Raw genomic sequence first — 19821 nt, 5'->3', positions numbered from 1 at the left:
TTTCGAACCCAGGAGGAGCCATGCGCGCCGACGCTTTCCTCGAGGCCGTAAAGGCCCTGCCCGTTGCCGATCTCGCGACTCTCGTGCCGAACGGGGGCGGCCTCGTCGTGGTCGCGCCCCATCCGGACGACGAGAGCCTCGGCTGCGGTGGGCTGATCGTGCAGGTACTGAAGCAGGGCCGCGCCGTGCGCGTCGTCATCGTCAGCGACGGCTGCGGCTCTCACCCGAACTCCAAGGCCTATCCGCACGACCGCCTGCGGAGCTTGCGCGAGGCAGAAACCGTGCGGGCCATGGCCGAACTCGGGCTCGGCGCGGAGCATGTCCACTTCCTGCGCCTACCCGATGGCGGCGTGCCGAGCGAGGGCGCGGAGGCCGAGGCGGCAGCGGACAAGGTCGCCGAGATCGCCCGCGCGGCAGGCGCCAGCGCCCTGTTCGTGACGTGGCGCCACGATCCCCATTGCGACCACACGGCGTCCGCCGCCATCGTCGATCTCGCCCGCGCCCGGCTCCCCGGACTCGCGGCCTACGCCTACCCGGTCTGGGGCTGGACCCTGCCGCCGGAGCGCGAGGTCGGGCCGGCGCCGGAGGGCTTTCGCCTCGCCGTGGAGGCGGAGCGCGCGGCCAAGCGCCGGGCGGTGGAGGCGCATGCCTCTCAAGTCTTCGGCCTGATCGAGGACGATCCCTCCGGCTTCCAGTTGCAGCCTGCGATGATCGACAGGCTCTGCGGCCCGCACGAATGGTACATTACCCTGCGCTGATCCCCTTCATCCGCGTTTCAGGTTGAGGCTGGCAGGACGGGTGCGACCTGACAGCTTGGCCGGACTGGAAACCCCGTGAGCACCACCAGCGTCGTCACGCTCAACAAGGGGCGCGATGCCCATCTCGCGCGCCTGATCGAGGGGCTCGCCCGCGGCTCCGCCCCGGCGGAATGCATCGTAGTCGAGATGGGCCTCGCGCCCGAGCCGCTGCCGGAGACGCCGTTTCCGCTGCGGCGGGTCGGCTTTCCGAGCGCCGGCCTGCCGCTCGCCGCTGCGCGCAACGCCGGCCGGGCGGCGGCGTCCGGCGACATCCTCGTCTTTCTCGATGTCGATTGCATTCCCTCCGCAGGCCTCGTTCCGGCGCTCGCCGCGGCGGCAGCCGCCCATGACGGACTCGTCTGCGGGCCGATCCGCTACCTGCCCGCGGGCGCGGTCCGCGACGGCTGGCAGGAGGCTGACCTCCTACGGGCCGGCATCCTCCACCCGGCGCGGGATTTCCCGGACAGCGGCGTGAGGGAGACCCGCAATCCCGGCCTTTTCTGGTCGCTCGCCTTCGCGGTGCGAGCGACGACCTACGATCGGCTCGGCGGCTTTGACGAGGGCTATGACGGCTACGGCGCGGAGGACACCGATCTCGCCTTCCGCGCCGCGGAGATCGGCGTGCCGGTGCTTCTGGCGGGCGCGCCGCCGGCCTTCCATCAGCACCATCTCTCCTGCGACCCGCCGCTGCAGCACTTTGCCGACATCGTCCGCAACGCCCGCCGCTTCCGCGCCCGGCACGGGCTCTGGCCGATGGACGGCTGGCTCGACGCCTTCGCCCGGCTCGGCCTGATCGGCACGAGCCGCGAGCCCGACATCACCCTCCTGCGCGGCCCAAGCCCGGAGGAAATCGCCGCCGCCCGCGTGCCACCGGATCGGCCGTTCTGAGCGGAAGCCGGAGCCTCACCGGCTGCCGGAGGGCGGATCGGCCGGTTCCGTCCCGCCCGCTTCGTCCTTCCCGGTCGTTTCACTCCTGGCGGGCCGCGGCGATGTCCCGCCTGTCAAGCTGCGGTGGCTCGGGCTGCCGTCGCCGGCCTCGGCGTGGTCCGGGCTGCTCAGGCTCGGATGTCCGGAAGTGCCGGCCACGCTCTGCCCGGCAAACCCCTCGGCCCGGTCTTCGCCGTCTCGTGCCATGGCCATCCTCGGCTCCCTCCTCGCACCGACGGCCGTGCCGCCGGACTTCGCGGCAAAACCGATCGGATCGGCTCGCGGTTCATGCCGGAGACGACGATCCGGATGCGGCTGGCTACAGCCTGTGCCGTCTCGCAGTTCTGGAGCTGAAGGTCTCTCGAAGACGATGCACCTGGAAAGCACACGCAGTCACATTGGATAGCATCTTCGCCTCGTGCCGGCGCTTGGCGCATCGCCTATGCCGCAGAAAGATCTTGCATATTGGCGAAGGATCCAAGGTCTTGATCGAAGGCTTGGCTAAAAAGTTTCAAAAATCGATCCGAACTCTTTGGGGGATCGCCGGTTCTTCCGACATCCTCGCCGACACGCGAACCCCGGAATTTCGATGAGCACCAAGCCCCCGCCCGTTCCGCCCGCCAACCGGTCCGACAAGGGGCCGGGCAGCGCACCCGAGACCGCCACCGTTCAGGGACAGGCCTCGTCGCAGACGAAGGACCCGGACAAGATCGGTCAGGCCGGCAATTCGAAGGTCAACACCACCCATCAGGGTTACCAGCAGGATCGCTGAATGAGCACATCCTCGAAGCATCCCAACACCAACCGCCATCACGGTGGGCCGGGCAGCAGCCACCAGGACCGGTCGGAGCCCTATGTCGAGCCCGATCACGGTCCGACGCCGGGCAGCTCGACCAACCAATCCAAGTCCGGCGTGTCCGGAGGCGGCGGCGAGCGCGACGCGCACCACACTCACAGCAACCAGGGCCGTGCCCCCGACCGCACCGACCGCTCCCATTAAAGGCGGCGCGTCGAACCGACATCGAGCGGACCAACCCGCCTCGCATCAGGAGAACAGCCATGGACGAGAGCCGCGGCAAGCCCGATTCCAATCGAGATTCCCTGCGCAACTTCAGCGCATATGCCGACCGCAACGGGCAGGATTTTGGGCAGGACAGCCCCCTCGACGTCGCCCGCCCCGCCGAACTTCAACGGGCCCTGCAGGACGATCCGGGCGGGGAGGCGCAGGCGGCGCGCATCGCCTCCGGCTTCGACCGGCGCGACGCGATTGCCGGTGGAAGCATCGAGTCGGTCGAGGCCATCGAGGCCGCGACCCCGCCGGAAAACCTGCGCCGCATCAGCGATCCGAGCTCTACCCCGAAGCGCTGACCGGCACGTTAGAGCATCATCCCGAAAGGTGGCCTCCGGCTTTCGGAAGAAGATGATGCAAAACAATGGGATAGAGCATCGGCCCGCACGGGCCGGTGCTGGGCGAGGGGGCCGGCGTCAACGTCGGTCAGTCCGCGTCCCGGCACAGCGCCTCGATCGCGCCGGCCGTCCGCGTCAGCGCATCGGGCTCGGCGAGGCGCCGGATGATCTCCGGATCAAGGCCGAGACCCCGTGTCACGAGGTGCGGCCACGCCGTCGGTTCCGGCCAGCCGCGATGGACCGCCGCCGCGCCGAGCCGCTCCAGAGCCTGCGCCTTGGCCTCCTGCTCGTCGTAGGCGCGCGGCTCGGGCAGGCACAGGAAGCGCTTGCCGAGGGACGCCACCGCGGTGACGAGCCCGTCGCCCGCCCCTCCGATCACGAGAGAGGCAGGCGCGAGATGCGGGCGGACATCCGTGACCCAACCGTGCAGGTTCAGGTTTCCCGGTACCGTCCCCGTGCCGGTGACCGGCCCGAGCACGTGCCACGCGCGCTCCGGCACCGCCTCAGCGGCCTCGATCAGCGCCTCCAGCCGCCCGCCCTCGCCGCCGCGGCCGAACACCACGATGATGCGTCCGTCCTCCTCGGATGCGAGCCGTGCGGGCGCGCCGCCGAGAAAGCCGCCGTAGAGCGTCTTCTCGCGCACCCAATCCGGCACCTGCCCGCCGTCGAGCGCCTCGGGGAACGGAGCGAGCAGGCGCGAGGCGGCCCGGAAGGCTTCCAGATGCGGCCGGTCGGTGCGGGTGCCGGACAGGCGCACGACGAGGCTCGGCACCGACAGTAGCCGGGCGAGCAAGGCCACCTCCGCCGAGACGTCGACGATGATCAGCGCCGGATCGTTCTCCGCCGCCCAGGCCGCGATCCGGCCCATCCGCGCGCGGATGCCGGGATGGTTCAGCGGGACGTAGTGGAAGCATTCGGGGCGTTGGTCCGCGCCGTCCTGCCCGTCGAAGCTGCGGTCCAGGCGGTCGTCGGGCAGATCGAGTACGGGGCCGGGGGCGCCCGCGGTGTCGAGTCCACTGAAGCTGCCCATCAGGGTGCAGGGCCGCCCCAGCGCATCGAGCGCCCGCGCGAGCGCAATCGCCCGCTGGAGGTGCCCGGCCCCCTGGTGGTGGACGTAGTAGCCGACCGGACGAGTCATGCGCGTTCCGAGAAAAGTGCGGTGCGAGGCGGAGGCCGTCTCAACGACACTCTCACCTCATGGCCAGCATCGTGCCGAACTCAAGCCGCCCGGTCGCGCCGCAGGGCCGCGACGCGAGCATCGAGCGCCGCCAGCGCGTCGTCGAGGCTGCATTCCGGCGCCGGACCGTCCCGCGCCTCGAGGCGGACATGGGCGCGCTCCACGAAGGCGATGTCGTTGGGGCAGGCCGGCAGATCGATGGCGGCGAGATCTTCCGCATTGAGGCCGAGCGCGTACAGGGCGGAGGGCGCGGCACCCTCGCGATAGGCACGGCGCAGGGCGGCCCGGCGCAGGATGATCTGTTCCCAATGGGCCGCTACCGGCAGACGATAGGCCTCGCCCTCGCGCACGACGCGGGCACGGCGCAGCATCTCGGTCGCCATGCCGCCCTCCGCCCGGCCGGCTGTGCGGGCGGAAACGAGCACCGCCACATCGGGGCAGTGACGCAGGCGCCCGCCCGCCCGCTGCACGGCACCGACCAGGGCATTGTCCTCGCCGCGCGGCAGGGGCGGCAAGCCGCCCACCGCGCGGTAGAGCGAGGCGCGCAGCGCGAGGCTTCCCCCCGTATGGTCGCCGTGGCGCGGCGCGGGGTCGTGGGGCGGTGGGTCGAGTGCATCTTCGAGGGCGCGCACGCCCGACCAGTAGCGCTCGACCCGTGCGTGGAAGGCGGCGAGCGCAGGATCCGCGTTGCCCTCGTCGTCGATCACCAGCCGGCCGCCGACGATCTCCGCCCCTTCCAGGGCACGCAGATTCGCCGCGACCCAGCCTTGGGCGAGCCGCGCATCGGCATCGGTGGTGAGGAGCACGCCATCGGGCGCGTCCTCGCTCTCCAGCCACGCGGCGCCCACATCGAGGGCACGGCGGCGGGCGGTGCCGACATGGGCTTCAGCGGCCGGAAAGGTCGCCTCGATCAGGCGCAGCGCGAGGGTGGAGAGCGCGCCCGAACCTTCGAGGGCGCGCACCGCCTCGACCGTGCCGTCGGTGCAGTTGTTCACGACGATCACGACCCTCAAGGGCGCATCCGCCGAGAACCCGTCCTGCGCGGCGAGCGCCCGCAGCAGGCGCGGCAGGCGCTCGGCCTCGTTGCGGGCCGGGATGCAGACGACGGCCGGGCCGGGGCGCACGGACATGGCGTTCAGGCCGCCGGGCGTTCGAACAGGGCGGTGCGGGTGCTGTTGGCCGGTGCTCCGGCCAGCACCTCGCGGTAGAGCTCCTCGTAGCCGTCAGTCATCACGTCGGCGTCGTAGAGCGTCTCGGCCCGGCGGCGGCAGGCGCGGCGTTCGAGGGTGACGGCGCGCTGGATCGCGCGGGCGAGCGCCGCCACGTCGTCGGCCGGGGCAAGCGCCCCGGAGAGGCGATCGACGATATCGGGAATCGCGCCGCGGCCGAAGGCGGCGACCGGCGTGCCGCAGGCCAGCGCCTCGGCGACGACGAGACCGAAAGGCTCCTCCCAGCGCGGCGAGACGATGGCCGCCCGCGCGCCGCCGAGCTGGCGCGCCAACTCGCGATGGGAGAGATGACCGACGTAAGTGACGTCGTCCCCGAGCCGCGGAGCGATCCACTCGTCCCAGTAGCGCGGGTTCGGCTTCGGGCCTGCGAAGCGCAGACGGATCCCGGCCTCGCGCGCCGCGTCGATGGCCAGATGCGTGCCCTTCTCCGGGACGATCCGCCCGCTCCAGAACACATAGGCAGCCGGGTCGGCGAATGGGCTGAAGGCGAAGGTCGAGAGGTCGATGCCGTTGCCGATAACGCGGGCATCCGGCACAAGCGGTTGCCATTCCTGCGCCAGCGATGGCGAGACGGCGGCGAAGATCATGCCGGGCTTGGCCGCGCGGACGCCCTCGGCCAGCGATTCGAAGGGTGGCGTGTGGAGCGCCGTCGTCATCGGCACGGGGAGCGTGTGGCTCGCGCGCAGGGGCAAATCATGCAGGCTGTTGTTGTGCACGATGTCGAAGCCGCCGCGGGCGATTGCTTCCATGATGCGCTCGTAGGCCGCGAGTTCGGCCCGCTCGATCCGCTCGCAGGCCACCGGATCGCCCAGGGCGTCTCCGGTCGGCGGACAGACGGGGTTGGGCACTAGGGCCGGATCCGAACCTTCGGAGGCGAATAGGGTCACCCGGTGGCCCCGCGCTCGCAGCGCGCCGGCCAAGTGATGCGTGTGCATCTCGAGGCCGCCCAGATAGGGCTGTCCGATCGGGAACTTGAGATGGGCGATGACGGCGATCTTCAAGGGCGTTGTCCGAAGTCGGCGGCGTGGAGGACTTGAGGAACCAGTCCAATGGCTAGGCTTTCGCCCGCACCATCGCCCGTGCTCTAGGAACGCCCGATGAACGAACCCTTCAGGAAACGAAGAGGAGAAGGAATAAAAGTGACGCAGGCGATCGACGGCGTTCCGGCGTCAGCTGTCTGCGAAAAAAAGCGCAGCCGTCCGAATCGGTCGACCGGCTTCGGCGGCTTTGGAGATCTGAATCCGCATGATCGGGCCCGGCCGCAGCCACCTCTTGCGGGGCGCTCCCAGGGTCGGCTTGCGGTCGACGGCGCGCCTTGCGGCGCTCTGGCGGATGGTCGAGGCAGCGACAGGCGTCGCGAAAACAGTTAGAGCATCGTACTGGATATCAGATCCAGCGCGATGCTCTATCCTCTTGTTTCCGCATCGTCTTTTTCCGAAGGCCGGAGGCCACCTCTCAGCACGATGCTGTGGCCTCGCCACGCCCACTCGGCCGGACAGAGCGAGGGGAGACCTCAGTCGAGATGGTTGCCGTAGCGCTGGACATGGTCGGCGAGGCCCAGGCCGTGGTCGCGCACGAGGCGTTCGGCACGCTCGGCGTCGCGGGCCTCCAGCGCCTCGATGATCTGCACATGCTCCTCGATCGACTTCGAGGCGCGGTCGCCCTGGCGGAGCGCCGTGTTGCGGATGCCGCGCACGTGCATCAGCAGGTTGCTGGTCAGATCCTTGATCACCTCGCTGTGGCCGAGCGAGATGATCTTCTGGTGGAAGCGGATATTGGCTTCCGAGTATTCGCCGAGATGCTCGTAGGGCTTGCCGTCGAAGAACTCGGGGAAGGAACGGCGCAGGCAGGCCAGATCCTCGTCCGAGGCCGCGGTGCAGGCGAGCCGGGCCGCCATGCTCTCCAGCGCCGCCCAGGCCTGGATCATGCCAACGATCTCGCGCTTCGTCTTCTTGACGACGAACACGCCGCGCCGGGGCTCGTTGCGCACGAACCCTTCCTGTTCCAGCACCGTCAGCGCCTCGCGGATCGGCGTGCGACTCACGCCGAGCGTCTGCGAAAGGCCGCGCTCGTCCAGCCGCACATCTCCGGACTGGCCGTAGATGTCCATGTTGGTGATGGCGGATTTCAGCGCCTCGTAGGCGAGCGTTCTCAGGCTCGTCGCCGGAACGATCGGCTTGATCGAAAGATTTTCCATCGTTTCGGATCGACCTTGATGCCGATGGGGATGCGGGTCCGGAGATGGGGCATCGAGCCGTTCGAGCATGGCGCCTCGCCTCGGGGAAGACAAGCCGACCGCACCTATGCGTCCGGCTTATGCCTCGAAATTCTGCTCAAGAGCCTGCGCGGATCGAGATCCGGAGACTCGCAAACATTGACGTCTGGCATCTGGTATGCCAGAAAGAAACCTTGAAGTCGAGAGCTTCGGCATTCGCTGTGTGCAGAGCAGCCTTCCAGAGGAAGTGTCTGGTGTGCACGGTGTTCGAGACCGGCCCGGCTTCTCGACAATGCGCTCCGGCCGACGCCATCGGCCGAAGGGCGCAGACCAAATGGCCACTCTCCTGGGGAGGAGACCTGCGATGAGCAAGGCGCTCGAAGGCGTTCGGATCCTCGACTTCACCCACGTCCAGTCGGGTCCGACCTGCACGCAACTGCTCGCCTGGTTCGGAGCCGACGTGATCAAGGTCGAGCGGCCGGGCGCGGGCGACGCCACGCGCCAGCAATTGCAGGACCTTCCCGGCGTGGACAGCCTCTATTTCACGATGCTGAACCACAACAAGCGCTCGATCACGCTCGACGCCAAAAATCCCAAAGGCAACGCAATCCTCTGGCGTCTGATCGCCGAGTGCGACGTGCTGGTCGAGAACTTCGCCCCCGGCGCGCTCGACCGTATGGGGCTGACCTGGGAGAAGCTGCAGGCGGCCAATCCGGGCTTGATCCTGGCCTCGGTGAAGGGTTTCGGCCCCGGCCGCTACCAGGATTGCAAGGTCTACGAGAACGTCGCCCAATGCGTCGGGGGCGCGGCCTCCACCACCGGCTGGCGCGACGGCGTTCCGATGGTCTCGGGCGCGCAGATCGGCGATTCCGGCACCGGCCTCCACCTCGCGCTCGGCATCGTCACGGCGCTCTACCAGCGCACCCAGACGGGGCAGGGCCAGCGGGTCGACTGCGCGATGCAGGACGGGGTGCTCAACCTCTGCCGGGTGAAGCTGCGCGACCAACAGCGTCTCGGCCACGGCCCGCTGATGGAATACAGCCAGTACGGCGAGGGCGTCCCGTTCGGCGAGGCGGTGCCGCGGGCCGGCAACGATTCCGGCGGCGGCCAGCCCGGCCGTATCCTGAAGTGCAAGGGATGGGAGCAGGATCCCAACGCCTACATCTACTTCATCACGCAAGGGGCGGTCTGGGGCTCGATCTGCGACATCATCGGCGAGCCCGGCTGGAAGGATGATCCGGCCTACGCCACGCCGAAGGCGAGACTGCCGCATCTCAACGAGATCTTCACGCGCATCGAAGCCTGGACGATGAAGCACGACAAGTTCGAGGCGATGGATATCCTCAACGCCTACGAGATTCCCTGCGGGCCGATCCTGTCGATGAAGGAGATCGCCGAGGATCCGATGCTGCGGGCGAACGGAACGGTGGTCGAGGTCGAGCACCCGACGCGCGGCGCCTACCTGACGGTGGGCAATCCGATCAAGCTGTCGGCAAGCCCGACCGAAGTCACCCGTGCGCCGCTTCTCGGCGAACATACGGATGAAATCCTGCGCGAGGTGTTGGGCTGCACGGATGCCGAGATCGGCGACATCCTCGGCTCGGGCGCCGTCGGCGGCGTCCACCGCATCGCCGCCGAGTAGCGCGAAGACTTGTTTTGCCGCGCCCTGCGGTCGGACTTTGATTTCCGACGATTTGGTGTGCCAGCTACCAAGATGATGGGCCTGATCGGCAGCAGAGGATGCTACCTCTCTCCGGTTCGGTATCCGGAGGATGCGGTGATGACCGAAAACGCTCTGGACGACGCCCTGGCCGATCTCGTGGAGGCGTTCGGGCACGTTTCCGAGGCCGAGATGCAGGCCTTCCTCGATGGTACGCCGCGCTCAGATGCAGGCCTCGCTGCGACAGAGTGGGGTTCGGGCGCGCTCCCATTGCCGCTCCCTGCGAGAGCCGTTCCCGACCTGATGACATCAAGCCAGCGACTCTAGACGCTTATCTTGGCGCGCTTTCTTTCGACGAACCGGCATCCACTTCGTCGGAAAGCGCTCTAGCGTCGCTCCGCGTGCCGTCTTTGACGCGATTCAAGCCGCGCCGGCGAAGCGGCCGGCGGTCTTCCGCGCCTTGGCATTGCGGGCGGCCTGATTGTCTAGAGTTGCGTCGGAGACGGTCAGACGGTCGGCCAGCTTGACGACGAGCAGCGCCTGCAGGGCACCGAAGAAAAGGAGCGCGGCGAGCCAAGTGGCGAGCATGATGGTCTCCGACGATGCGCGCTTGCAGTGGGCTATGGTGCAGTGCACATGAGATAGCCCGACTATTTGGAATATGAAGTACAAAATATCAGATTCGGGTAGATGTCACGCGCCGTCGAACACCAATGTGTGATCTGGTCGAGTGACATGGTCGAGCAGCCCCCGGGGACGGAGGTCGCCAGACAGGCCTCCGAGAATATCGCGATTGGCCGTGCGCGGCGGTCAGCGGGTCGTCTGAACGAGTTCGCGACCCCAGGCTCCGAGCGTCGATGTCTCGGATGGGGAAAGGCTCTCGTCAAGCGGCGGAACTTCATCCGTTCGCTCCCGCAGGCCCACCGCCGAGAGCGCCTGCGCGGTCCCGGCCTCGCTGAGTGCGGCCGCCAGGCCCGCCCGGTCGAGACCGAGAAGCCGACCCTGCTCGAAACGCGCGAAGACCCGGCCCGTCTCGCGGTCGGCGAAGCGCACGACGGCAAGCCGCCGCAACACCTCCCGCAGGAAGCCTGCATCCGCCTCCGGCGCTTTGTCGGCGCCGCGATAGACATCGGCTGCGCTGCGGGCGCGGATGTCGATCCGCCGATAGCGTTCGATTGCCAGCAGGGCTCTCGCGTCGAGGATCGTCATCGTGTCGTTCGTACCGAAGGCGATGGTGAGCGGACGGGCGCCGTTGGGCACGCTGTTGTCGAGGAATTCGAAGAAGACCGGCCGGTCGCGGCGCAGGACCCAGTTGAAGAACAGCCGCGGCATGCCGGTATAGGCCTCGACATTGTGCGCGAGCAGATCCTCCACCGCCTTGTAGCGCCCGAACTCCTCGCCCCGCTTCCAGGCCCGCTCCACCGTTTCCTCGGGCGGCGTGACCATGAACTGCAGGAAGACCCGGTGGCCGAACCGGGTCAGGAGCTGGCCGGCGCCGTCACTGCCGGCCTCCGTCGAGAAGCTGTCGAAGCGGAAGCGATCGATCAGCAGGTGCGAGAGGCGGCCATCGGCAGCCTTGCGGGTGATGTAGCGGTCGAGCTTGGCATCGACGATCTCGACCTCGTGGCCGGTCAGCGGCCCGGCGTAGCGGCGGACGGCACCGAGACTGTCGTAGTCGAGCAGGAACTTGCGCCAGACATCCGGGGTGATGACGGCGAAATCCTGCCAGGAGGCACCGATCCGCTCGGCGAGACCGCGCTGGTAGGGCCGGATCGTGCTCTTGCCTGAGGCCGAGGCACCCTTGACCGTCATCACCACCGGCTGCGCCTGGGGCGCTGGGCGATGGTAGCCCTCGGCCTCGGCGATGGCCTCGATCCACGGCGCGATCAGCGCGCCGATCCGGTTGCTGCCGCAGCGGTTGGTGACGAGGATCCCGGCGAGCCGGCGCAGCAGCGCCCGATCGCGGATCAGCATGCCCTGACGAGCGATGACGTGGTCGAACACCGTGCGGAGCGCCTCGCGGACGGAGCTCTCCAGGGTGTCGGCTTCATCGGCGGCGGCGCACCGCGCGTCGAGGCGGGCGAGGACACTGGCTTGGCCATCGCCGGCCGGTGGGGCACTCCGAGGAGAGGGGGGGGCGCGCGCACCGAGGCGGGCAAGCCACCGCCCCCAGCCGGATGCCGGCTCGGGCACCGGAGCGGGCGGCTCGTCGAGCAGGGCCGACAGCTCGCGGTCCAGGATCGCGTCGGCCTCGGCGCGGACAGTCTCATATGTCGCCACGACCGCGTCGAGGCGCTGCGCCACGCCCTCGCGCAGGAGGGTGGTGACGATGCGCCGGAAGTTCAGCCCGAGATCGGCATAGACCTCGCCGACCGGGACCGAGATGTCGGCCATCACCCGGATCAGCACTTCGTGGACGGCGAGGCGCTCGGGTCGGAAGGGAGCGATCTGGGTCGCGGGCAGGCCGCTCAGGTCGGAGAGTTCGAGGATTTCGGGATAGCTCAGCGCAACGTTTTCGGGGCGGAACAGCGTGGCGAACGGGCGCATCGCCCGCGGTAAGCCGGGTTCGAGCCCCGGATTCCAGGCGTGGAAAGCCGACGCGTCCGCGGGCGCTCCCGTGGAGCCGATCTCCGTGAGGGTCGGCGCGGCTTCGTTCATCGCGCCGGCCCTCCTTGCTGCGGCCAGCCTGTGCTGATCAGGCGGCGGAGGCGTTCTCGATCGCCTCGAACCGGATCTGGTAGGCCTCGCCCCAGAGGGTCGTCGCCCGCTCGTGCCAAGCGGCATCGAAGAACAGCTTGGCGCAGAACGAGCTGCGCCAGATGCACACGGCGATGACACGCTCGTCGAGAACACGGATGTGGCGGCTCTCCAGCCCGCCGGCGATGCCGAGGCGCGGCAGCATGTCGACGCTCGACGCGCCGAATTCGTTCTCGCCCGGAAAGACGATCGGACACTCGACGACGGTCAGATGTTTCATCGGGGTTTCCATGGCGGGCGCCTTTTCTCGGAGATGTTGTCCGACCGGTTCCGGTTCTTTTTCGCACAACGCCCGATGCCTTGTGCCCGCTCCGTCGGATGCGGTCTACGGTGCCGATGCGTCGTGCGCGGCGACCACCGCATGCAAGCGGAGCCGTACGCATTCACGGATGCGATGATGCCTGTGGGGTCGCCGCGGTCCGCGCCTGGCCGATATCTTTATCGATGTCTTGGCCGGCACAATCCCAGATGCTCAGGATTGCGCTGATGCGGCAGGATTCCATCAGGGCGATGTGATCGACCCTCCGCTCGCAGAAGGTCTTCAGGCGCTCCTGCGCCGAGGCCCCGATATCGACGGCGGGAAAATCGGGGTCGGTGATGAGCCAGACGCTGCGGCTGTAGATTTCGGGACCCTCGGCCGCCACCGCGCGGAAGATATCGCGCTGCGTGAGAAGACCCGTCACCGTCCCGTCGGCCTCACCTTCGACGACGACGAGGGCGCCCGTTCCCGGCTGGGCGAGGAGCTGCGCCGCCTCGGCCACCGAGCGGTCTCTGTGAATGGTGCGGACGCCCGCCGCATCCGGCTCACGGCGCATCGTTCCAAACACGGCGCTCCTCCTTCGGCATGCCTCTCGACCGGGGCCGCCTTGGTCTGCAGGCTGGTATACAGCATACCTATTGTCAATCCGACATTTTGAATTATGGTGCCGCCGCGTCCGGGCCGGCTGGCAAGATCGAGCCACCGAACCTTCAAGCCATGGGGCCGCGCGACAAGCTCGGCAGCATGCCTCTCATTGAACCGGGGCCGGTAGAGCCCTCGGCCCTCGCGCAAGACCATCGTCCCGAATTCGGCAGAGCCCGTTGGCGGAGGTGTCACTCGTAACGTTTCGGAATTTCATGAAAATTATTGCGGCGCCGATCGGTTGTCTGCGTCTCGACCGGTTTTAAGAAATAATATGGTCGTTTCATAAAAACATTGCTGAACTAAAGCTGACCAAAAAGCTCGGAAAATCGAGCGTACACTGGAGATACGTCCATGACCGATCTATCGACAACAGGCGCTTCAGCGCCCAAGAACCGCTGGCTGCAATTGCTGTTCGGCATTGTCTGCATGTGCATGATCGCCAACATGCAGTACGGGTGGACGTTCTTCGTCAACCCGATCCAGGAGCGGCACGGCTGGGACCGTGCCGCGATCCAAGTCGCCTTCACCCTCTTCGTCGTCACCGAGACCTGGCTCGTTCCGATCGAGGGCTGGTTCGTCGACAAGTACGGCCCGCGGGTCGTGACGCTCGTCGGCGGCCTAATGTGCGGGCTCGCCTGGGTGGTCAACGCCTACGCCGACTCGCTCACGTTGCTCTATATCGGCGCCGTCATCGGCGGCACCGGAGCGGGCGCGGTCTACGGCACCTGCGTGGGCAACTCACTCAAGTGGTTCCCCGACCGGCGTGGCCTCGCCGCCGGCCTTACCGCGATGGGGTTCGGTGCGGGCTCCGCGCTCACCGTGGTGCCGATCCAGGCCGTGATCCACAATTACAGCTACGAGTCGGCCTTCCTCTGGTTCGGCCTCGGCCAGGGCGTCGTCGTGATGCTGATCGCCCTGTTCCTCGTCGCGCCGAAGAAGGGGCAGGTGCCCGCGATCGCCCGCGTCAGCCAGAGCCGTCGCGACTTCTCGCCGGGCGAGATGGTCCGCACCCCGATCTTCTGGGTGATGTACGCGATGTTCGTGATGATGGCCGCCGGCGGCCTGATGGCGACCGCGCAGCTCGGCCCGATCGCCAAGGACTTCCACATCGCCGACGTGCCGGTCAGCCTGTTCGGCATCACCCTGCCGGCCCTGACCTTCGCCGCCACCATCGATCGAGTGCTCAACGGCGTGACCCGCCCGCTCTTCGGCTGGATCTCCGACCATATCGGCCGCGAGAACACGATGTTCCTGTCCTTCGGCATCGAGGGCGTGGGCATCTACATGCTGAGCCAGTTTGGCCAGGACCCGATCATGTTCGTGATCCTGACCGGCCTCGTGTTCTTCGCCTGGGGTGAGATCTACTCGCTGTTCCCGGCGACCTGCGGCGACACCTTTGGCTCGAAATACGCCGCCACCAATGCCGGCCTGCTCTACACGGCCAAGGGCACGGCGGCGCTGATCGTGCCCTATACCAGCATCCTCACCACCATGACGGGGAGCTGGCACGCGGTGTTCCTGGCGGCGGCCGCGCTCAACATCCTCGCGGCCCTGATGGCGATCTTCGTCCTCAAGCCGATGCGGCAGGCCTATACGCGCGATGCGGCGGCGGTGGAGGCCGAGCCGAAGACGGCCACGGCGCACTGAGCGGCGCCTCCGGACAGCTCGTCCGGCTGACCACGATTATCGACGCGCACCGGGCCTGACCGCCCGGCGCGCGCCGACGGGTCCTCACCGCGGACCCTCGGCCTTCGATCGAACGAGGCGCGCCCGAGTCGGCGCCCTCGTCGGCCTGCCGGGGTGCCGCAGCCTTCCCGCCTGACCTCCATCTCCTTGGCAGACCGTCTGCCCGGCATCGTCATGCCCGATGCGGCGCCAGGGGGAACACCGGAAACGCTAAAGGGAGATACCGGATGGTTTTCCAACCGGCAGAGCAGCACGCGCGTCAACAGACGCCTTCGGACACGCCTTCCGCGAAGTGGTGGCAGCTCGCCTTCGGCGTGCTCTGCATGGCGATGATCGCCAACCTTCAGTACGGCTGGACCCTGTTCGTCGATCCGATCGACGCGCAGCACCAATGGGGCCGCACGGCGATCCAGTTCGCCTTTACGATCTTCGTCGCCACCGAAACTTGGCTGGTGCCGATCGAGACGTGGTTCGTCGATCGCTACGGTCCGACCCTCGTGGTCGGCTTCGGCGGCCTCATGATCGCCCTGTCCTGGACGCTCAACGCCTACGCCGAATCGCTCTTCCTGCTCTACACGGCGGCCGTGATCGGCGGCATCGGGGCGGGCTCGGTCTATGGCACCTGCGTCGGCAACGCCCTGAAATGGTTTCCCGACCGGCGCGGCCTCGCCGCGGGGGCAACCGCGGCGGGCTTCGGCGCGGGCGCGGCCATCACGGTGATTCCGATCGCCAACATGATCGCCGCGAGCGGCTACCAGAGGGCGTTTCTCGTATTCGGGCTCGGCCAGGGCGCCATCGTCCTCCTGCTGTCGCTCTTCCTGCGCAAACCGTCCGTCGCCGTGCCGATCCGGCGCAAGAACCTGCGCCTGCCCCAGACCAAAATCGACCGCAGCCCGAAAGAGGCGGTGCGCACGCCCGTGTTCTGGACGATGTATGCGATGTTCGTGATGGTCGCCTCCGGCGGCCTGATGGCGGCGGCGCAGATCGCCCCCATCGCCCACGACTTCAAGGTCGCGGGCGTGACGATGAACCTGTTCGGCCTGCAGATGGCCGCGCTCACCCTGGCCATCTCCCTCGACCGCATCTTCGACGGGTTCGGCCGGCCGTTCTTCGGCTGGGTGTCCGACACTATCGGCCGCGAGAACACGATGTTCATCGCCTTCGTCATCGCCGCGACGGCCTGCATCCTGCTGCTGGGCTATGGCCGCAACCCGATCATCTTCGTTCTGTGCACGGCGATGTATTTCGGGGTGTTCGGCGAGATCTACTCGCTGTTCCCTGCGACCTGTGGTGACACCTTCGGCTCGAAGTATGCGGCCAGCAATGCCGGCCTGCTCTACACCGCCAAGGGCACGGCGGCCTTCCTCGTTCCTTTCGCCAGCGTCCTGTCGGCGCATTACGGCTGGTCGGCGGTGTTCGGCCTCATCATCGGGCTGAACATCCTGGCCGCTGCGCTCGCGGTCTTCGTTCTGAAGCCGATGCGGCGGCGCTACCTCGCGGCGGAAGCCGAGATCGCCGAGGCGGCGGAGGCGCGGGCGGTCAAGCTCGCCTGAGGGCATTGGTGGCCGGCCGCACCGACTGAGAAGACACGCGCCGTGGCGGATGACGCCCGGCGCGTGTCTTCGTGGAGAGCCAGCGTTCCGTCCGCATGCTGCCGGAGGGGGCGAAGGAAGAACCGGCCGGGTGCCTGCAACGCGTGGGATAAAAGGCGGCGGTTCCGTTTGACCGGCCATTTGGTATTTGGTATGCCAGATCTGTCGCAACAAGACCGGCCGTCCGATGCACGGTCCGCACGCCGGGAAAGGCGTTGCGCAAGGCACCGGCCAAGACACTGGCAAGGCACCGCGCCGCATCGGTCCGACGCCATTGGGCCCCGAGCGGGACACGACATCCAATCAATAGGGAGAACGCCGCATGACCGTCCAGGCCCAGAACATCGACGCGATCACCGCGGGCGCGGTGCCCCACGAGGAGGCGGAGCTGACGGACGGCTTCCACCTCGTCATCGACGCGCTCAAGCTCAACGGGATCGAGACGATCTACAACGTGCCCGGCATCCCGATCACCGATCTCGGGCGCCTCGCCCAGGCCGAGGGCATGCGGGTCATCTCCTTCCGCCACGAGCAGAACGCGGGCAACGCCGCCGCGATCGCCGGCTTCCTCACCAAGAAGCCCGGCATCTGCCTCACCGTCTCCGCGCCGGGCTTCCTCAACGGCCTGACGGCGCTGGCCAACGCCACCACCAACTGCTTCCCGATGATCCTGATCTCCGGCTCCTCCGAGCGTGAGATCGTCGATCTTCAGCAGGGCGACTATGAGGAGATGGACCAGCTCGCCATCGCCAAGCCGCTGTGCAAAGCCGCCTTCCGCGTGCTGCACGCCGCCGATATCGGCATCGGTGTGGCGCGTGCCATCCGCGCCGCGGTGTCCGGCCGCCCCGGCGGCGTCTATCTCGATCTGCCCGCCAAGCTCTTCTCGCAGGTCATCGACGCCGATCTCGGCGCGCGCTCGCTGGTCAAGGTGATCGATCCGGCTCCGGCCCAGATCCCGGCCCCGGCCTCGGTGACCCGCGCCCTCGACCTTCTGAAGTCGGCCGAGCGTCCGCTGATCATCCTCGGCAAGGGCGCGGCCTACGCCCAGGCCGACGAGGCGGTGCGCGCGCTGGTCGAGGAGAGCGGCATCCCCTACGTGCCGATGAGCATGGCCAAGGGCCTCTTGCCCGACACCCACCCGCTCTCGGCGGGCGCGGCGCGCTCGACCGCACTCAAGGATTCCGACGTCGTCGTGCTCGTGGGCGCCCGCCTCAACTGGCTGCTCTCGCACGGTAAGGGCAAGACCTGGGGCGAGCCGGGCTCCAAGCGCTTCATCCAGATCGACATCGAGCCGCGCGAGATGGACTCGAACGTCGAGATCGCCGCCCCCCTCGTCGGCGATATCGGCTCCTGCGTCGAGGCACTGCTCGACGGCATCCGCAAGGACTGGAAGGGCGCGCCCCAGAACTGGCTCGAGACCATCCGCTCCAAGCGCGAGGCGAACATCGCCAAGATGGCGCCGAAGCTGATGAAGAACTCGTCGCCGATGTGCTTCCACTCGGCGCTCGGCGCGCTGCGCACCGTCATCAAGGAGCGGCCCGACGCGATCCTCGTCAACGAGGGCGCCAACACCCTCGATCTCGCCCGCGGCATCATCGACATGTACCAGCCGCGCAAGCGCCTGGACGTCGGTACCTGGGGCGTGATGGGCATCGGCATGGGCTTCGCCGTCGCCGCCGCCGTCGAGACCGGCAAGCCGGTGCTGGCGGTCGAGGGCGACTCGGCCTTCGGCTTCTCCGGCATGGAGGTGGAAACCATCTGCCGCTACGAGCTGCCGGTCTGCATCGTGATCTTCAACAACAACGGCATCTATCGCGGCACGGACATCGACCCGACCGGGCGCGACCCCGGCACGACGGTGTTCGTGAAGGACTCGCGCTACGACAAGATGATGGAAGCCTTCGGCGGCATCGGCGTGAACGTCACCACGCCGGACGAGCTGAAGCGGGCCGTGGACGAGGCCATGGATTCCGGCAAGCCGACCCTCATCAACGCGGTGATCGATCCGGAGGCCGGCAGCGAGAGCGGCAACATCGGCAGCCTCAACCCGCAGAGCACGCTGAAAAAGAAGAAGTAAGGCGAGGCCCTCGCGCCTTGAAAGGACCGCGGTGCCCCCGGCGCCGCGGTCCTCCTCGTTTCACGGCCAGAGCTGCCGATCGGCACTCCGGCTCCGGTAACCCCCCACCTCCCTCATGCTGAGGTGCGCAGCGAAGCGGAGCCTCGAAGCACCCAGGGACACTGCCCAGACCCTGCCCCGACGCGCGCCCGCCGAGGTGCCCGGGATACGGTTCGAGCGTGCTTCGAGGCCCGCCCTCGCGGGCACCTCGGCATGAGGAGCGGGGTGGGCTCCCTCAGCGAGATGCCCCATGGCCTCCGGGATCGACCCGACCGCTCCCCTCGATCCGCGCCTGACCGGCCGGCTCGCCTTCCTGCCGCGCCTGCCGACCAAGCCGCCGCTTCCCCCCGGCCGCCACGCGCTCGGCCTGTTCGAGACCCGCGACGCCGTCCTCTGCGTGCCCGAACACATCGACGCGCGTCTGCCGACACCCTTGGTGGTCCTGTTCCACGGCGGCGGCGGGCATGCGGAAAAGATCCTGCCGATGCTGGAGGATCATGCCAAGTCGCGCGGCTTCCTGCTGCTCGCGCCGCAATCGCTCCATCCGACCTGGGATCTGGTGATCGCCGGCAACGGCCCCGACCGGGAACGGCTCGACCGGGCGCTCGCCGAGGTCGCCGACCGCTTCCTGATCGATCCCGGTCATCTCGCCTTCGCGGGGCACTCGGACGGGGGCAGCTACGCGCTCTCGCTCGGCCTCACCAACGGCGACCGAGTCAGCCACATCATCGTGTCCTCGGCGGGCTTCCTGTCCGTGCAGGTGCAGGCGGGGGCGCCGAAAATCTTCCTGTCGCACGGGACGCGCGATGAGCAGATCGGCATCGACCGCAGCGCCCGGACCCACGCCCGGCTGCTGCGGGGTGCGGGCTACGATCTGACCTATGTCGAGTATGACGGCCCGCACGCCTACAATCCGGAGGTGGTGGCCCAGGCCGTCGATTTCTTCCTCGGCGACTTCTTCGCCTGAGTAACCGGCCTGCGCTCGATCATTCTCCCGGATATCCGGTCCGGGAGAGTGATCGATCCTCTTGTCTGGACATCGTGTTCTTCGAAAACCGGTGGCCGCCTTTCAGGACGATGCTCAGGCAACGTCGGCAGCGGCTCCGGGCTCTTCGACGCCGCCGTCGTGCAGGCCGCCTCGCTCAGAAGCGCGGCCACGAGGTCGCTCTGGCTCTCGACCTCGGTGGTCATCACGCCGGCGGCGCAGCCGTGCGAGGTGCGGCCCAGCCTCACTTGCCAGCGCCGGGCGAGGCCAGTGGGCACGCCGGGACGGCGGGGAGAGTGGGGGTCCGTCGGCGCGATCAGCGCCAGCAACCCGGCTCCGAGCGCAGCCCGGAGGCAGGGCGAGGGGGGC

The 19821-nt window shown here is 68.2% G+C and carries 20 protein-coding genes; 11 read left to right on the top strand and 9 right to left on the bottom strand.

Annotated elements, in window-relative coordinates; genetic code table 11:
* Positions 1-20: 20 nt before the first annotated feature.
* The 5 genes from MFF24_RS18185 to MFF24_RS18165 all read left to right on the top strand — a co-directional run bounded on the left by MFF24_RS18185 (position 21) and on the right by MFF24_RS18165 (position 3092).
* The gene (locus MFF24_RS18185) at positions 21-758 is read left to right on the top strand and encodes a PIG-L deacetylase family protein (protein ID WP_238226171.1); all 738 of its coding nucleotides are present in this window, start codon (positions 21-23) and stop codon (positions 756-758) included.
* A 75-nt stretch (positions 759-833) separates the two neighbouring features.
* Positions 834-1685: a glycosyltransferase family 2 protein gene (locus MFF24_RS18180; RefSeq protein ID WP_238226169.1), complete on the top strand. Its 852-nt coding sequence runs from the start codon at positions 834-836 to the stop codon at positions 1683-1685.
* A 628-nt stretch (positions 1686-2313) separates the two neighbouring features.
* The gene (locus MFF24_RS18175) at positions 2314-2496 is read left to right on the top strand and encodes a hypothetical protein (protein ID WP_108939081.1); all 183 of its coding nucleotides are present in this window, start codon (positions 2314-2316) and stop codon (positions 2494-2496) included.
* A complete protein-coding gene (locus MFF24_RS18170) occupies positions 2497-2724 on the top strand; it encodes a hypothetical protein (RefSeq protein WP_238226167.1) in 228 nt (75 codons plus the stop codon).
* 59 nt (positions 2725-2783) lie between these two features.
* Positions 2784-3092, top strand: coding sequence for a hypothetical protein (locus MFF24_RS18165; protein WP_133090180.1), 309 nt, complete (start codon positions 2784-2786; stop codon positions 3090-3092).
* Between the two features lie 127 nt (positions 3093-3219).
* On the opposite strand, the gene MFF24_RS18160 is transcribed toward MFF24_RS18165, so the two are convergent.
* The 4 genes from MFF24_RS18160 to MFF24_RS18145 form a co-directional block, all read right to left on the bottom strand.
* On the bottom strand, positions 3220-4269 hold the full coding sequence (locus MFF24_RS18160; protein WP_238226165.1) for a glycosyltransferase: 1050 nt from the start codon (positions 4267-4269) through the stop codon (positions 3220-3222).
* A gap of 80 nt (positions 4270-4349) precedes the next feature.
* A complete protein-coding gene (locus tag MFF24_RS18155; protein WP_238226163.1) occupies positions 4350-5438 on the bottom strand; it encodes a glycosyltransferase family 2 protein in 1089 nt (362 codons plus the stop codon).
* Positions 5439-5443: 5 nt separating this feature from the next.
* On the bottom strand, positions 5444-6538 hold the full coding sequence (locus tag MFF24_RS18150; RefSeq protein WP_133090183.1) for a glycosyltransferase: 1095 nt from the start codon (positions 6536-6538) through the stop codon (positions 5444-5446).
* Between the two features lie 512 nt (positions 6539-7050).
* The gene (locus tag MFF24_RS18145) at positions 7051-7734 is read right to left on the bottom strand and encodes a GntR family transcriptional regulator (RefSeq protein WP_108939075.1); all 684 of its coding nucleotides are present in this window, start codon (positions 7732-7734) and stop codon (positions 7051-7053) included.
* A gap of 382 nt (positions 7735-8116) precedes the next feature.
* On the opposite strand from MFF24_RS18145, the gene frc reads away from it, so the two are divergent.
* Both frc and MFF24_RS18135 read left to right on the top strand, forming a co-directional pair.
* Positions 8117-9394, top strand: coding sequence for a formyl-CoA transferase (frc, locus tag MFF24_RS18140; protein WP_108939074.1), 1278 nt, complete (start codon positions 8117-8119; stop codon positions 9392-9394).
* A gap of 138 nt (positions 9395-9532) precedes the next feature.
* Positions 9533-9739, top strand: coding sequence for a hypothetical protein (locus MFF24_RS18135; RefSeq protein WP_238226161.1), 207 nt, complete (start codon positions 9533-9535; stop codon positions 9737-9739).
* Between the two features lie 93 nt (positions 9740-9832).
* Here MFF24_RS18135 and MFF24_RS18130 read toward each other — a convergent pair whose 3' ends face one another.
* The 4 genes from MFF24_RS18130 to MFF24_RS18115 all read right to left on the bottom strand — a co-directional run bounded on the left by MFF24_RS18130 (position 9833) and on the right by MFF24_RS18115 (position 12996).
* Positions 9833-10000, bottom strand: coding sequence for a hypothetical protein (locus MFF24_RS18130; RefSeq protein ID WP_162940449.1), 168 nt, complete (start codon positions 9998-10000; stop codon positions 9833-9835).
* A 222-nt stretch (positions 10001-10222) separates the two neighbouring features.
* On the bottom strand, positions 10223-12070 hold the full coding sequence (locus MFF24_RS18125) for a DEAD/DEAH box helicase family protein (protein WP_238226159.1): 1848 nt from the start codon (positions 12068-12070) through the stop codon (positions 10223-10225).
* A 37-nt stretch (positions 12071-12107) separates the two neighbouring features.
* Positions 12108-12389, bottom strand: coding sequence for a hypothetical protein (locus MFF24_RS18120; RefSeq protein WP_108939072.1), 282 nt, complete (start codon positions 12387-12389; stop codon positions 12108-12110).
* A 163-nt stretch (positions 12390-12552) separates the two neighbouring features.
* Complete coding sequence (locus MFF24_RS18115) at positions 12553-12996, bottom strand: CBS domain-containing protein (protein ID WP_166058677.1); 444 nt, start codon at positions 12994-12996, stop codon at positions 12553-12555.
* 428 nt (positions 12997-13424) lie between these two features.
* Here MFF24_RS18115 and oxlT (MFF24_RS18110) point away from each other — a divergent pair, with 428 nt between their 5' ends.
* From oxlT (MFF24_RS18110) to MFF24_RS18095, 4 genes are all read left to right on the top strand, one after another.
* Entirely contained in the window at positions 13425-14720 is a 1296-nt protein-coding gene (gene oxlT, locus MFF24_RS18110; RefSeq protein ID WP_238226157.1) for an oxalate/formate MFS antiporter, read from the top strand.
* Positions 14721-14986: 266 nt separating this feature from the next.
* Positions 14987-16312, top strand: a complete 1326-nt coding sequence (gene oxlT, locus MFF24_RS18105; protein WP_166058676.1) for an oxalate/formate MFS antiporter — start codon at positions 14987-14989, stop codon at positions 16310-16312.
* 361 nt (positions 16313-16673) lie between these two features.
* Entirely contained in the window at positions 16674-18428 is a 1755-nt protein-coding gene (oxc, locus tag MFF24_RS18100) for an oxalyl-CoA decarboxylase (protein ID WP_133090189.1), read from the top strand.
* A 289-nt stretch (positions 18429-18717) separates the two neighbouring features.
* Positions 18718-19434, top strand: a complete 717-nt coding sequence (locus MFF24_RS18095; protein WP_238226155.1) for an alpha/beta hydrolase — start codon at positions 18718-18720, stop codon at positions 19432-19434.
* Here the strand turns inward: MFF24_RS18095 and MFF24_RS18090 are convergent.
* Entirely contained in the window at positions 19374-19781 is a 408-nt protein-coding gene (locus MFF24_RS18090; RefSeq protein ID WP_238226153.1) for a hypothetical protein, read from the bottom strand. The two genes, MFF24_RS18095 and MFF24_RS18090, sit on opposite strands and share 61 nt — an antisense overlap.
* Between the last annotated feature and the right edge of the window lie 40 nt (positions 19782-19821).

Origin of the sequence: Methylorubrum aminovorans (genome assembly GCF_022179725.1) — a bacterium.
GTDB lineage: Bacteria > Pseudomonadota > Alphaproteobacteria > Rhizobiales > Beijerinckiaceae > Methylobacterium > Methylobacterium aminovorans.
This window is presented reverse-complemented; position numbering and strand designations above follow the sequence as displayed.

What these genes read in the sequence shown, in the direction of transcription:
- MFF24_RS18185 (WP_238226171.1), top strand. Translation starts at nt 21, where the DNA reads ATGCGCGCCGACGCTTTCCTCGAGGCCGTAAAGGCCCTGCCCGTTGCC.
- MFF24_RS18175 (WP_108939081.1), top strand. Translation starts at nt 2,314, where the DNA reads ATGAGCACCAAGCCCCCGCCCGTTCCGCCCGCCAACCGGTCCGACAAG.
- MFF24_RS18170 (WP_238226167.1), top strand. Translation starts at nt 2,497, where the DNA reads ATGAGCACATCCTCGAAGCATCCCAACACCAACCGCCATCACGGTGGG.
- MFF24_RS18165 (WP_133090180.1), top strand. Translation starts at nt 2,784, where the DNA reads ATGGACGAGAGCCGCGGCAAGCCCGATTCCAATCGAGATTCCCTGCGC.
- MFF24_RS18160 (WP_238226165.1), bottom strand. Translation starts at nt 4,269, where the DNA reads ATGACTCGTCCGGTCGGCTACTACGTCCACCACCAGGGGGCCGGGCAC.
- MFF24_RS18155 (WP_238226163.1), bottom strand. Translation starts at nt 5,438, where the DNA reads ATGTCCGTGCGCCCCGGCCCGGCCGTCGTCTGCATCCCGGCCCGCAAC.
- MFF24_RS18145 (WP_108939075.1), bottom strand. Translation starts at nt 7,734, where the DNA reads ATGGAAAATCTTTCGATCAAGCCGATCGTTCCGGCGACGAGCCTGAGA.
- frc (WP_108939074.1), top strand. Translation starts at nt 8,117, where the DNA reads ATGAGCAAGGCGCTCGAAGGCGTTCGGATCCTCGACTTCACCCACGTC.
- MFF24_RS18135 (WP_238226161.1), top strand. Translation starts at nt 9,533, where the DNA reads ATGACCGAAAACGCTCTGGACGACGCCCTGGCCGATCTCGTGGAGGCG.
- MFF24_RS18130 (WP_162940449.1), bottom strand. Translation starts at nt 10,000, where the DNA reads ATGCTCGCCACTTGGCTCGCCGCGCTCCTTTTCTTCGGTGCCCTGCAG.
- MFF24_RS18125 (WP_238226159.1), bottom strand. Translation starts at nt 12,070, where the DNA reads ATGAACGAAGCCGCGCCGACCCTCACGGAGATCGGCTCCACGGGAGCG.
- MFF24_RS18120 (WP_108939072.1), bottom strand. Translation starts at nt 12,389, where the DNA reads ATGAAACATCTGACCGTCGTCGAGTGTCCGATCGTCTTTCCGGGCGAG.
- oxlT (WP_238226157.1), top strand. Translation starts at nt 13,425, where the DNA reads ATGACCGATCTATCGACAACAGGCGCTTCAGCGCCCAAGAACCGCTGG.
- oxlT (WP_166058676.1), top strand. Translation starts at nt 14,987, where the DNA reads ATGGTTTTCCAACCGGCAGAGCAGCACGCGCGTCAACAGACGCCTTCG.
- oxc (WP_133090189.1), top strand. Translation starts at nt 16,674, where the DNA reads ATGACCGTCCAGGCCCAGAACATCGACGCGATCACCGCGGGCGCGGTG.
- MFF24_RS18095 (WP_238226155.1), top strand. Translation starts at nt 18,718, where the DNA reads ATGGCCTCCGGGATCGACCCGACCGCTCCCCTCGATCCGCGCCTGACC.